Source organism: Anaerococcus groningensis (assembly GCF_046365465.1).
GTDB classification, from domain to species: domain Bacteria; phylum Bacillota; class Clostridia; order Tissierellales; family Peptoniphilaceae; genus Anaerococcus; species Anaerococcus groningensis.
The window spans coordinates 142590-154857 of sequence record NZ_JBGMEG010000001.1; the positions used below are offsets into that span (position 1 = coordinate 142590).

Consider the following 12268-nt stretch of genomic DNA (forward strand, 5'->3'; position numbering starts at 1 on the left):
ATATTATAAAAGTTAGTAGGTATATTTTGCCATTAATTTTATATCTTTTTGACCTGAATTTCCCTCAGGATCAATTACTTTAAAGATAGCCTCAGCTCGTGCAATGCTATCTCCTACTTCTATTTTACTAGTTTCTATCCTATATACATCCGAAAGTTTCGCTTCTTCTTTTCTATACATATAGGCTATTTTAAAATAATAAGTTTTCCCATCATAAATTAACATCTCATCTTCTGAAACCCAGTAGGATTTATTTTTATTACTTTTATAAGATTTTTCATCTTTTAAAATATTTTCTTTTATAGTTGCATAATTTTCATCTATATAGATATTTAAGACTGTTTCTGCTAGGTATTGGGCTTGTTTTTTATTATAAAGATCGCTTGCATATAGGCTTGTAGCTTCATTTTGCTCGTATATAAAGCTTAGAGTAAGGCTAAGACCTATAAAAACTAATAAGGTAAGTATTGATATAAAACCTTTTTTCATAGGCGGTCTCCAAGATATATTTTAGTCTCTTGTCTAAATTTTGTATCATTATTTAAAATGATAGTAACTACTTCAGTTGACCCATCATAGTAAAGATATAAACCATCACAAGCAGCTATTCTTATAGTTCCATCCCTGCTACTTTTATTACTAATGTTATCCCTAACAGCCATTAGGAACCTTTGCTCATTTTTTACTGTAGTTTTAAAATATATACTGGATATCTCATTACTACTTTTATCCAATACATAGGCCTTGAAATTAGTTTCGCCAGTATCTGCTATTAGTTCTATCTTATAGGCACTTTTTACAATATTATCTATATACATCATAGCAAGATTTGTTTCTTTATATGAATTTTCATTTTCAAAAGCACTTTTACTAGCTTTTATATTTACAGAAAATATTAAAACTGCGACAGTAGTTAGTAGGGAGCAAATAGCAAGGCTTGCCAAAAGCTCAATTAGAGTGAATCCTTTTTTTCTCATGATTTTCCTCTATTACTTCTAGCTTATATTTGCCATAGTTTACTGATATTTTATCCAAATTATCAGTATAAGGCTCTCTATTAATTTTAATTGCAAATTCATTTATATTTTCTAATTTGCTACCATAATTAGAGTCTACATTTGCTTTTTCTTTTTCTATAGCAGCTTCCATGGCAAATATTATTTTACTTTCATTCTTCAATACGTTTGAGCTAGTCATTAGAGTATTTAAAGATGGTAAAAAAAGGCTTGCTATAAAACCTAAAATACCAAGTGCAAATACTGCTTCAATCAAAGTAAACCCATTCTTTATTTTTTTCAATTCTAGAATGCCCTCCTGCCACAGTTACTACTAGTTTATAAACTTCATCTATATCAAGTCCATCTTTTCTTTTGATAAAAACCGTTCCAGCATTATTTACACTTCCACTAGCAGTGTAGGTAATTGTTTTTGCAAAATTATTCTCATTAAAACCTATATCTAGGTAGGTTAAATCTTTTTGTATAATTTGATCTTTACTTTCTTCACCTAATGGTTTTATTACATAGGCATCTTTGGTTAAAATTAAGTTATAGGGTCTACCCGTAGATAATGCTTTCATCTTAGCAAAGTTTATGTCATTTATCATAGTTTGGATCTCATTGCTGGCCTTAAGTCTATCAATAATATTAAGTCTAAAAACTCCTATACCGATACATATTGACATTATAGCTAAAACAGCTATTAGTTCTATTAAAGTAAAACCGCGTTTTTTCATAAGTTAACTCCAAGATAGAGATAAAATTAGAAAAGCCATAAAAATATAAATACAAAAAGGGATTTCTATTTTAGTAGACTTATTTTTTATAGCAATAAATATGCCAGATAAGGCACCAAGCCATAGGGAAATTAAAATAAACCATAAAAGCTTATAATTTGGTAAAAATAAGAACAAGGCTAGATAATAGTAAATATCTCCATTACCCAGGCTACCCTTAAAGAAATAATAAATAATCCCATAGAAAATGCTAAATATTAGGATATTTTTAATAAATAAAAAGTCTAAGCCCACAAACTTTATTCTATATATAAGTCCTATGATAGATAAATATAGAATTTGAACCATATAAATATCAAAGGTTTTAAAGTCTATTACTGCTATAATTAAAGCAAGCATTATGCCAAAATATAGGAGACTAGATTTTAAAATATTTCCAGGATCAAAAAATATAAGCAAAAGTAAACCAGAAATAATTTCTACAAGCAAATTTTCTTTAGAAATCTCTGCCTTGCAATACTTGCACCTACCCTTTAAAAATATAAAACTAAATATTGGCACTAAATCTAAGGGATGTAGTCTATGGTCACAAGAATCACAGTGACTAGGTGGGCTTACTATGCTTTCTTCTTTGATAGTGCGGTTTATTACTAGGTTTGTAAAAGATCCAAAGATTGCGCCTAGGAAGAATATAAAAGTATTCGTCACTATTACTTTGTTAAATCCTCTTCTGAAGGTTTTATATCAATGCTTGTGGAAGAGATTGTTACAGTGTAAGTCTCAGGAACCTTGTTATTATCTTTTGATTTTAAACCCGCTGGAACTTTTGGCCATTTTTCCACGTAATTATCGGGTTTTTCATCTATTGGCCAAGTAACACTCTGGTTTCCTGATAATTCATTTTGCCTAACTAAAGCAGCAGACTTTAACATCTGTACATTACTCTTATGAGCTGCCTCAGCTGCCGCTAGTCTTGAATTGTTGTATTTTGGAAGAGCAACTGCAGCCAAAATTCCTATAATCGCTATTACTATTACAAGTTCTATTAAAGTAAAGCCTTTTTTCTTCTTATTTTTCATATTTTCTCCTAAAATCCAACCCCATTAACAGATTCAAAAATCGGTAGGGCTATGGCAAAAACTACAAAACCTACGACCACACTCATAATAATTATCATAAGCGGCTCAGCAAGACCTGCTATGTATTTTAGCTTATAAATATAGTCTGTAGCAAAATATTCACTCGATTTCTTCAAAGTCTCTGTCATCTGACCAGTATCTTCACCAATTTTTACCATAGAAATTAGTAAAGGTGAAAATATTTCTTTACTAGCTAAACTAGTACTTAGCTTATAGCCTTTTTCAAGATCATAAATGATTTGACTTAAAACTCCTTTTATATATGTATTTTTGAATGATTCCTTAATAATATCTAAACTTGTCACTATGTCAATATCCCCAGCCTTTAATATATAAAGTAAGGATGTAAGCTGATATTCTAAACTTAGCCTCCTATATTTAAAAAATGGTAAATGTAAGTAGGTAAACTTATCTAATTTTAAGCGGATATTCTTATCTTTTCTTAACACTAGGATACAAATGCTAGATAAAACTAGAAATAAAAAGATAAAAAATCCGTAACTTTTAAAAAATTCTGCAATCTTTAAAAGTATTTGTGTTATAAGTGGCAATTCTTTGCCATAGGATTTAAAAATACTTACAAAGGTCGGCAAGACAAAGTTAATTACTATTATATTTATAATGACCATTACAAACATAATCATAATGGGATAAGTCAGGGCCTGTTTGATTGTTTTTTTATTTTTACTTTCTTCGCTAATATAGATTGAAAGCTCATCTAAAACCTCAGCCATGCGACCACTTTTACTACCACTTTTTATAAAAGCTACTAGGATAGGATTAAAATATTTTTTATGGAGGTCAAAGGCTTTATCTACTGATATTCCTTTTGCCAAAACTAGATTTATTTTATGTAAGGCTTGGCTTAGCTTTTTATCTAAATTTTGCTCTTCTATTATTTTTAAGCTCTTATCTAAAGGAAGGCCTGTCCCAATTAGCAAAGATAGTTGCTTTAAAAATAAGGACATAATCCTACTGTCAATTTTGACAGAGGATATATCCTTATTTAAAAAGTCTTTTATTTTATTTAAATCTAAACTAGCCACATTACACTGTAAGTAATTCTTGGTTTTTCTTATCAGCTGCTTGTTCTAATTCGTTGATGTATTTATCTGTGATATCTTGAAGTTCTTCTTCAAGTGAAAATCTATCATCTTCAGTAATATCTCCAGATTTCTCACTTTTCTTCACTTCATCCATAGCATCACGTCTTTTATTTCTTATAGAAATTTTTGCATCTTCAGCGTATTTATTTACTTCTTTTGTATATTCTTTACGTCTTTCTTCTGTAAGAGCTGGGAATGGAAGTCTTATAACTTCTCCATCATTTTGTGGGTTAATACCTATATCAGCTTTTTGAATAGCCTTTTCAATTGGTCCTATATTTGTTTTATCCCAAGGTTTTATAACTAGTAGTCTAGCTTCTGGGATAGTTACTGTAGCCGCTTGGTTGATTGGTGTTTCTGTTCCAAAATAGCTAAAAGTAATACCATCTAAAACTGCTTCTGAAGCACGTCCAGCTTTAATATTAGCAATTCTTCCTTCAAATGATTTTACAGCTTCCTGCATTTCCTTATCAGCTGTTGATTTAATTTCTTCGTAATTCATTAAAATTTCTCCTTTACAATTGTACCAATGTCTTTATTCTCAGTAAAAATCCTTACCATGTTATAAGGATCATCTATACCAAAAGCAATAAGGGGCATTTCATTATCCATTGCCAAGCTTGTTGCTGTAGTATCCATAATTTTAATTTCTTGTTGTAAAATTTCTTTGTAAGTTAACTTATCATATTTTGTTGCATCATCAAATTGATTTGGATCCTTATCGTATATTCCATCCGTACCTGTTTTGCCTAGAAGGATTACATCCGCATCAATTTCTAGAGCTCTTAAACTAGCTGTGGTATCTGTTGAAAAATATGGTAGTCCAGTTCCAGCAGAAAATATTACAATTCTATTTTTTTCTAGGTGTCTTATAGCCCTACGTCTGATATATGGTTCAGCTACTTCTTTCATGTCAATAGCTGTCATTAGTCTAGTATCCATACCCATTTCTTCAAGGCTACCTTGGATTCTTAGACCATTCATAACTGTTCCAAGCATACCAATAGTATCAGAGCTAGCTCTTTCTATTTCAACCCCTGAACGTCCTCTCCAGAAATTACCCCCGCCAACAACTATGGCTATTTCTACTCCTAAGTCGTGAACTTTTTTTATTGATGAGCAAATATTTTCTATTACCTTATCATCAAAACCAAAACCCTTATCACCTGCAAGGGCTTCTCCACTTAATTTTAATACAACTCTTTTAAATTTTTGCAAAACTGCCTCCTATTAATATAAATTATAACCTATTTTAAATTTATAATAAAGATGGGTAACAAGAGTTTTCTTAACAAAACTTACACACTATTAATTATAACATACCCTATATAAAAAAGCAGAAAAAAAGAAACCATTTAAATGGTTTCCAAAAAGCTTGTATTGATAACTATAAAAAAAGAAACCGTTGAATTAACAACGGTTTCTCATATTTATTGGTGCGGGATAAAGGAGTTGAACCTTCACGAGAAAATTCTCACTAGATCCTAAGTCTAGCGCGTCTGCCAATTCCGCCAATCCCGCATGGGGTGAGTAGTGAGATTCGAACTCACGGCCTCCTGGGCCACAACCAGGTGTCTTAACCAACTGGACCATACCCACCAGGTCATTACCCTATACATTATATAACATATAATTTGTTTGTCAAGTTTTTTTAATATATTTTTTACAATAACTTAACATTCAGATTATAGCCATATCATAAGGCCATCCATGCATTTCTTAACTGCAAGAATTATTATAATACTTTTAGCTATACCTTGTCAAGCTTTTTTTTGAATTTTTTTATTAAGTTTTCTAATGTATTTTTTTGTTTAAATAGTAAAGTAAACAAGAGGTGAATTTGATGAAAAATAACAAGACTATACTTAAAATTTTTGCAATTATTATAGCTATTGCCATGGTTGCTCCAATACTTTATAGCGCTTATGCTTCATTTGCTGGTCTATGATTATTGAGGCTATAGATTATTCTGATAAGTACAATTTAGTGATCCTAACCATATCTGGTGAGGATTTTTCTATATCTTATGACCTATATAATGATTTACTTTTAAATGTAGATGATGAACTAAGCTTTGCCACTTATAAAGAAATTTTGGCTGATGATGAGTTTAATAGGGCCAAAAATATTGCTCTTAGCAAAATATCTTATGCCCAAAAAACTAGTTTTGAAGTTGAAAAGATTCTAAAAGAAAATGATTTTTCGTCTGACTCTATTGAGAAAACCATAGATTTTTTAAATGATTATGGAATATTAAATGATGAACTTTATGTAAAATCCTATGTATCTGATAAGCACAATATTGCTAGATGGGCAAAAAATAAGATAAGTTATTCTTTGAAAGCAAAAAAAATAAATGAAGACTTAATAAATACTTATCTAGATCAGATAAGTGATGAGGATGAGTATGAAAACGCCTATAATTTTGCTGTAAAAAAGGCTCGCAATGATTTTTCTATAGAAAGCAAACAAAAAGTTTATAGGTACCTGTCCGGCAAGGGATTTGATTTTGATATTATAAATAAAGTTGTAGGTGAACTTTTCAAATGAGTTATGGCTATGTTTATATTTTAAGATGTAAAGACAATTCTTTGTATACTGGCTGGTGTGTCGATCTAGAAAAAAGATTAGCCTTACATAATGCGGGCAAGGGTGCCAAATATACTAGAGCCAAGGGGCCTTGTAAATTAGTTTATTATGAAGAAATATCAAATAAATCTGAAGCCCTAAAAAAAGAATTAGCTATAAAAAAATTATCAAAGACAAAAAAAGAGGACTTAGTTAGAAATTTTAATCTAACTTAGTCCTTATTTTTTTATCTTCTAAAGCTTGCTTTCAATTTTTCAAAAAAACCTAATTTAGGTATATCTACTGCCCTATCGGCTACTAAGTTTTCAATGACATTTTTAAAATATTCGCCATTTTTTACTGAACCTAGGTAGTTACTATTTTTACTATCAATAGTATCCTTGTAGTTTCTTATATCAAAGTCTTCGCTTTCTTTATTTATGAAAAAAGCATCACTATCATTTACAAGGTTTAATTCATTTTCGCTAACTATATCTACCGATGTTTTATTGGAAATAATATTTTTATCAACACCGTCTATAACTACATAGTCATAGGATACACTGCTTAAAAGGTTGTTTATATCATTTCCTGTAATTTCATATTTATCTTCTAAAAGTGGACTTATGATGAAATCTAGGTTTTGATTTTCATGGACTATCACTGTTTCAAGAGGCACTAAACCTGTAAAATAATCTGCCAAATCATAGGTTATCATCCCATCTTTTTGAAAATAATCTTCTATATTAGAAGTAGTAGCACGTTTACCTTGTAGTAATAAAACTTTATTATTTTGTTGTAAAAATTCAGCTAAATTTACTGAAAAATCTGTTTTACCAATGGCCTTAGGGCCATTTATTACATAAACTTTCATTTTTCTTCCTTTAGTTTGGACTACCACCAGCTTCAGGATTTTCTTCTGCTGGTTCAGTTTCAGAATTTTTTTCCTCTTCTAGAGCTGCTGGTAATTCCTGGTCATCATTTGTCACAGAATCTCCCAGTTCTGCTATATCAGCATCTTCTGGAGTATCACCTGAGTTTGTAATAAATACATCTAAATCAAAGTATTTAGATATAACATCACGCATGATTGGTGTAGCATTGTAGGATGTATCACCTTGGGTTAGGACAATACTTATGGCAATTTCTGGGTCATCATATGGTGCAAAACCTACCATCCATGCATAAGAATCATAATCTGTACCATCTAGGTTTTTACCTTCTACTTCTGCTGTACCTGTTTTTATACCAATATCTACTGGCATTTGATTTAAAATTTTATTATTTTGAGAAACTAGAAGTGTACCGTATTTGATATCTTCCAGATATTTTCTATCCTTTAAATCAATTCTTTCTCTTTCGGGAACATTATTAAATAATACATCACCAGAATCATGATTAGTTACCTTATCTACCAGAGTAAATTTATTTAAATATCCACCATTTGTAAGGGTTGCTACTGCTCTATTCATCTGAATTGGTGTATAAGCGTTTTGTCCTTGGCCAATTACGATATTAAGCATGTCTGTAACATCCCACTCAGCTTGATTAAGATAAGTATATCTTATGGTATCTGCTAGACCTGCCCTATCTTTTCCGAGGGCCACTTCTGCGTTATATCCTTTTTCATCTAAAAATTCTATAATATTTTTTCTTGTCCATTCGCTAGGATTTGTTGTCATTTTAACTATTTCTAGGACATCATTTTCAAATTCACTTCTTGATTTTTTGACCCCATCTTTTAGGTATACTGGCAATTTATCTTCTAGATAAGTTTGTAGCATCATTTTTGTGATTTCTACCTTTTTACCAACTGATGGAATATTACCAGTTGTTTCTTTTGGTATATTTACTTCAATTCCTGTTGGTTGATCTAGTCCTAATTTTTCTGCTGCAATCCTAATATCATTTAGGTCTAATTTTGTACCTATAGACCTACCATCATGTGGATTTTCTCCAAGAGCTAATACATAAAAATAATAGTTACATGAATCTCTAATAGCTCCATATAAGTTTTCTTCCCCGTGGGTTGTACCATATTCTGTCCATACCAAATCGTTAAATCTTCTATTACCTACTTCTACATAACCATAGTCTGTTATAACTGATTGTGGATCTAAGCCACTTTCTAAAGCTGCAAGACTTGTTACAAGTTTAAAAGTAGATCCTGGCATTACCGCAGTTTGGCTGGCAATATTAAGCATAGGACGAGGTACAAGTGGTCCACTATCTTCTTCTACTTGTAAACTCTCCCAGTCTGATTGGGAAATACCAGTTGAAAATAAATTTGGATCATAGTCTGGGAAAGAAGCCATGGCTAAAACTTCACCAGTTTTTACATTTGAAACTACAACAGCCCCACTTGAAGCATGAGGAGCTTGTCTTAATGGCATAAAACTTCCATAGTCTGATTCGTATTGGTAGCCTTTGCTTATAGCATCAAGTACTCCTGTTAGGGATTTTTCAGCTTGTTCTTGTAAATCGGCATCTATTGATAAATATAAATCATCTCCAGGCTCAGATGGTGTCTGAGATATGGTTTGTCGTCTATTTCCAGCTGAGTCAACTGTTACTAAAGATTTACCATTTTTTCCTTTCAGGTTATCTTGGTAAGATTCTTCAATACCTGTTTTTCCTATGATCTCATCACGCAAATAATCACGTTCGTTTACATATTTATCAACTTCTTCTGCAGTTGCAATAGGCCCCATATATCCTAAAATGTGACTAGCCAGGTATCTATTTGGATATGATCTTATAGGTATAGTATCTACTTGGATACCAGATGTTGCATCTATATTTTCTTCTATTTTTAAAACTGTAGATTCGTCTATATTATAAACTAGATTTATTGGTCGATAGCCGTAGTTACCTTGGCGACTTATTTGATTATCTATAGTTAATATACCTACAGCTTCTGGGTCAGAATAGTCTTCTAAATCATTTATTTTCTTTAGGTAGTCTAAGATAGCCTTAGCATCTTTTTCATTTTCTAATACTGATACGACTTTGTCTCGTTCATTTACCTTATCCTTTGCCGCATAATAAGTATAGAAATTATGCTTTTCTATATTAAAAGTGTAGTCCCAGTCATCTGGGTCTTCTTCTGATATATCTATGGATGGATAAATATTATTTAAAGTGTTGGCATTTTGAGCCATATACTTAATTTCTTCTGATAAAATAAGGGGTTTTAATAAACCATTTTCGTCTGCAATTCTTGCCAGCTCATCAACAGGAGAGCCTGCTTGAGGGTTTTTGAAATTTATATTTACTGTATATGTATTTCTATCATCCTCAGTTTGGGTTATAACTTCTGTTTCAAAGTTTGCATATATTCCCTTATTTTCTAGCTGTTGGATTAAAATATCAGCTGGGATTACATAGGATCCATCATCATTTACATTTGCCTTTGTTAAAACATCATTTATGGTGGAGGTTTTTACAATTTCATAAAAATCATCGCTTGGATGACTTTTTAGAGAAATTTCAGGATAAACTTTAGAAAGCTTTGCCTTTTTTTCTATCATATCTTCACTAGCCTTAACTACATAAGGTTCCATGGTAATGCTTCCAAGCAAATTATTTGTTTTTAATATATTATAGGCTAGGATTCTAGAGTTAGAGTTTTGCAATATGGATAGTAAAACCGACCTATCATTACCCACTGCATCTATTACTACATCTATGGGATTATCATTTTCGCTATAGCCAACTGCTTCTAGTTTATTTTTTGAATTGTCCCTGTAAGTAACTTTTAACCTGCCTTCTTCTTGGCTAACGTTGGCTGGGATATCTATCCCACGTTTTTTTAGAGCAAGCAGGGCAGTTCTCATTGTTTCGTATTCTATATTTTCATCCTTATAGACAGATGTTAAAAATTCTTCTACTAGATTATTGTCTATCAAGGTAGAAACAACGACCTCTGTTGGCATCTGTCCTAGGATGAAGTAGTCTTCGTCTCTTTTATATACAAATGAATTTAACTTTAAAGCAAAATCATCTGTATAGTTTACCCCATCAGCCTCTAGAATATTTACCAATTTTGCTAAATTTTGTGTTATTTCTTCCGGTTCTTTTTCTAATAGCTGGTCCTTATAAATTTGAACAGCAAAGGATGGGATACTTGTTGCAAGGATTTTTCCATTTCTATCATAGATATTTCCACGGCTTGCTATCTCATCTACTTCTTTAACTTTTCTATTATCCGATAAGTCCCTGTAATAATCCCCCTGGCCTATCATAACTGAAAAAAGTCTTCCAATTATTATAGCCATTAGGAGGATAACAAGAACTTGTATAAATACTAAGCGTCTTTCTTTTTGTTTTTTCACAGATTTTACTCCTAAATTCTATAAGTTGGAATATACATTATCCTCTTTATTAATCTGTAATAAATTAAATAAATGAGTGTATTTAATACAGATTCCACTAGGAGAGGTAGTGGGAAATAATTTGTAAAATTATTAACTCTTATGAAGATATAGTAAATTAAACTTAAAAACAAGAAATTAAATATACTTGCTAAAAATGTAATAATAAGTCCTGTAGTTTTATCTTTAGCAAAATTAAACCTATCGCTAGATACAAAAGATCCTATTAGAAAATACGACAAGGCACGAGGACCTATTAAACTTGTAAATAAAAAGTCTTCAAATAATCCTGTAATCATAGACCCGTATGGTCCTATTTTGCGTCCAAGAATTTGAGAGATGGCTATTACAGCAGGTATCATTATATTTATATTTGCTCCAAAAATATCAATCTTTGAAAAAATAGTTGTTTGGAGGATAAAGGTTACTAAAAACACTAAAAAAGTTTTAAATTTATTCACTTATATTCTCCTCCCCTTCAATTTCGTTAGATTCTCATTAGTTTCATAATCTTGATTGCCTTTTAAAACTAAAACTCTGTATATGTGTGAAAAATCTACTGGTGAATCTACTGTAATATTTTTTCTAAGACTATCTTGGCTCATAGAAACATTGCTAACTGTTCCTATATAAATTCCATATGGATATACTCCACCAAGACCACTAGTCATAAGAATATCAGAATTTTTAGCTTCACTTTCTACATCTAGCATATAACCTTGGATGGTTCTTGATGTAAATTTATCAATAACCCCATAGTCACCACTACGAGTATTTATAAAAGAAACATCATTTGCTTGATTGTTTATTGTTTCTACTCTAGCAGTAGTATCATAAACTTGTGTAACTTTTCCAACTAGGCCTGTGTAGTATTTGCTATCTCCTATGGCTTGAAGGATGATGTCATTTTTCTTAATGCCATCTTTCTTACCCTTATCAATGGTAAAGTTGCTGGTTAAGGATGTGACATCAGAGTTTACTACATTTGCCTTTAAGAATTCATTTGGAGAATTTTCGATGGCTTTGGCTTCATTTCTTAAAAAGTCTTCTTTATTTATAATGGATAAAAGTCTAGCATTTTCCATAACTAAAGACCTATTTTCTGATTCTAATCTCATAACTTCAGACCTTGTTTCTTTAGAACCTACTGTTCTTTCTATTTGATTCATAATCTCTGATGAAACAGAATAGGTGAAACCTTCTATTGGTTTAAATATTGTATTAGCAAGGTTAGAGCCAGCACCTGTTAAGGCCTGTGTCTGAGATGATACACCTATGGTTATAAGTAATGCTAAAGTTGTTATTAAAAATGATTTATTAGATTTCTTTCTTCTTCTATATGCCATT

The 12268-nt window shown here is 31.2% G+C and carries 15 protein-coding genes and 2 tRNA genes; 2 read left to right on the forward strand and 15 right to left on the reverse strand.

Going from position 1 to position 12268, the window contains the following annotated elements; all coding sequences use genetic code 11:
* Positions 1 to 12: 12 nt before the first annotated feature.
* From AB9Q04_RS00665 to AB9Q04_RS00715, 11 genes are all read right to left on the reverse strand, one after another.
* Positions 13 to 489, reverse strand: coding sequence for a hypothetical protein (locus AB9Q04_RS00665; protein WP_410023468.1), 477 nt, complete (start codon positions 487 to 489; stop codon positions 13 to 15).
* Complete coding sequence (locus AB9Q04_RS00670) at positions 486 to 977, reverse strand: type II secretion system protein (protein WP_410023469.1); 492 nt, start codon at positions 975 to 977, stop codon at positions 486 to 488. The genes AB9Q04_RS00665 and AB9Q04_RS00670 overlap by 4 nt, the downstream gene beginning before the upstream one ends.
* Positions 949 to 1299, reverse strand: coding sequence for a competence type IV pilus minor pilin ComGE (comGE, locus tag AB9Q04_RS00675; RefSeq protein ID WP_410023470.1), 351 nt, complete (start codon positions 1297 to 1299; stop codon positions 949 to 951). The genes AB9Q04_RS00670 and comGE overlap by 29 nt, the downstream gene beginning before the upstream one ends.
* A complete protein-coding gene (locus AB9Q04_RS00680) occupies positions 1265 to 1735 on the reverse strand; it encodes a Tfp pilus assembly protein FimT/FimU (protein ID WP_410023471.1) in 471 nt (156 codons plus the stop codon). Before AB9Q04_RS00680 ends, comGE begins: the two co-directional genes overlap by 35 nt.
* Before the next feature lie 3 nt (positions 1736 to 1738).
* On the reverse strand, positions 1739 to 2443 hold the full coding sequence (locus AB9Q04_RS00685; protein WP_410023472.1) for a prepilin peptidase: 705 nt from the start codon (positions 2441 to 2443) through the stop codon (positions 1739 to 1741).
* Between the two features lie 2 nt (positions 2444 to 2445).
* Positions 2446 to 2814 (reverse strand): type II secretion system protein, encoded by a 369-nt coding sequence (locus tag AB9Q04_RS00690; protein WP_410023473.1) that lies wholly within the window; start codon positions 2812 to 2814, stop codon positions 2446 to 2448.
* Between the two features lie 8 nt (positions 2815 to 2822).
* Entirely contained in the window at positions 2823 to 3842 is a 1020-nt protein-coding gene (locus tag AB9Q04_RS00695) for a type II secretion system F family protein (RefSeq protein WP_410023474.1), read from the reverse strand.
* 79 nt (positions 3843 to 3921) lie between these two features.
* Positions 3922 to 4482 (reverse strand): ribosome recycling factor, encoded by a 561-nt coding sequence (gene frr, locus AB9Q04_RS00700; RefSeq protein WP_410023475.1) that lies wholly within the window; start codon positions 4480 to 4482, stop codon positions 3922 to 3924.
* On the reverse strand, positions 4482 to 5198 hold the full coding sequence (pyrH, locus tag AB9Q04_RS00705; protein ID WP_410023476.1) for a UMP kinase: 717 nt from the start codon (positions 5196 to 5198) through the stop codon (positions 4482 to 4484). The genes frr and pyrH overlap by 1 nt, the downstream gene beginning before the upstream one ends.
* Positions 5199 to 5414: 216 nt before the next feature.
* Positions 5415 to 5501 (reverse strand) — tRNA-Leu (locus AB9Q04_RS00710).
* A gap of 1 nt (position 5502) precedes the next feature.
* Positions 5503 to 5579, reverse strand: a tRNA-His gene (locus AB9Q04_RS00715).
* A gap of 345 nt (positions 5580 to 5924) precedes the next feature.
* Between AB9Q04_RS00715 and AB9Q04_RS00720 the strand changes: the two genes are divergently transcribed.
* Together AB9Q04_RS00720 and AB9Q04_RS00725 are read left to right on the forward strand one after the other, a co-directional pair.
* Positions 5925 to 6530 carry a regulatory protein RecX gene (locus AB9Q04_RS00720; RefSeq protein WP_410023477.1) on the forward strand — a complete coding sequence of 202 codons (606 nt, stop codon included), beginning with the start codon at positions 5925 to 5927 and terminating at the stop codon, positions 6528 to 6530.
* Positions 6527 to 6784, forward strand: a complete 258-nt coding sequence (locus tag AB9Q04_RS00725) for a GIY-YIG nuclease family protein (RefSeq protein WP_410023478.1) — start codon at positions 6527 to 6529, stop codon at positions 6782 to 6784. The genes AB9Q04_RS00720 and AB9Q04_RS00725 overlap by 4 nt, the downstream gene beginning before the upstream one ends.
* An 11-nt stretch (positions 6785 to 6795) precedes the next feature.
* On the opposite strand, the gene AB9Q04_RS00730 is transcribed toward AB9Q04_RS00725, so the two are convergent.
* From AB9Q04_RS00730 to mreC, 4 genes are read right to left on the reverse strand one after another with little or no spacing between them, the layout of a single operon-like run.
* The gene (locus AB9Q04_RS00730; protein ID WP_410023479.1) at positions 6796 to 7422 is read right to left on the reverse strand and encodes a P-loop NTPase family protein; all 627 of its coding nucleotides are present in this window, start codon (positions 7420 to 7422) and stop codon (positions 6796 to 6798) included.
* Between the two features lie 10 nt (positions 7423 to 7432).
* Positions 7433 to 10882 carry a penicillin-binding transpeptidase domain-containing protein gene (locus tag AB9Q04_RS00735; protein WP_410023480.1) on the reverse strand — a complete coding sequence of 1150 codons (3450 nt, stop codon included), beginning with the start codon at positions 10880 to 10882 and terminating at the stop codon, positions 7433 to 7435.
* An 11-nt stretch (positions 10883 to 10893) separates the two neighbouring features.
* Complete coding sequence (gene mreD, locus AB9Q04_RS00740; RefSeq protein ID WP_410023481.1) at positions 10894 to 11382, reverse strand: rod shape-determining protein MreD; 489 nt, start codon at positions 11380 to 11382, stop codon at positions 10894 to 10896.
* On the reverse strand, positions 11383 to 12267 hold the full coding sequence (mreC, locus tag AB9Q04_RS00745) for a rod shape-determining protein MreC (RefSeq protein WP_410023482.1): 885 nt from the start codon (positions 12265 to 12267) through the stop codon (positions 11383 to 11385).
* Position 12268: the final 1 nt, after the last annotated feature.

Coding starts and splice junctions, on each gene's coding strand:
- AB9Q04_RS00665 (WP_410023468.1), bottom strand. CDS start 489: ATGAAAAAAGGTTTTATATCAATACTTACCTTATTAGTTTTTATAGGT.
- AB9Q04_RS00670 (WP_410023469.1), bottom strand. CDS start 977: ATGAGAAAAAAAGGATTCACTCTAATTGAGCTTTTGGCAAGCCTTGCT.
- AB9Q04_RS00680 (WP_410023471.1), bottom strand. CDS start 1,735: ATGAAAAAACGCGGTTTTACTTTAATAGAACTAATAGCTGTTTTAGCT.
- AB9Q04_RS00690 (WP_410023473.1), bottom strand. CDS start 2,814: ATGAAAAATAAGAAGAAAAAAGGCTTTACTTTAATAGAACTTGTAATA.
- AB9Q04_RS00695 (WP_410023474.1), bottom strand. CDS start 3,842: ATGTCCTTATTTTTAAAGCAACTATCTTTGCTAATTGGGACAGGCCTT.
- frr (WP_410023475.1), bottom strand. CDS start 4,482: ATGAATTACGAAGAAATTAAATCAACAGCTGATAAGGAAATGCAGGAA.
- AB9Q04_RS00720 (WP_410023477.1), top strand. CDS start 5,925: ATGATTATTGAGGCTATAGATTATTCTGATAAGTACAATTTAGTGATC.
- AB9Q04_RS00725 (WP_410023478.1), top strand. CDS start 6,527: ATGAGTTATGGCTATGTTTATATTTTAAGATGTAAAGACAATTCTTTG.
- AB9Q04_RS00730 (WP_410023479.1), bottom strand. CDS start 7,422: ATGAAAGTTTATGTAATAAATGGCCCTAAGGCCATTGGTAAAACAGAT.
- mreC (WP_410023482.1), bottom strand. CDS start 12,267: ATGGCATATAGAAGAAGAAAGAAATCTAATAAATCATTTTTAATAACA.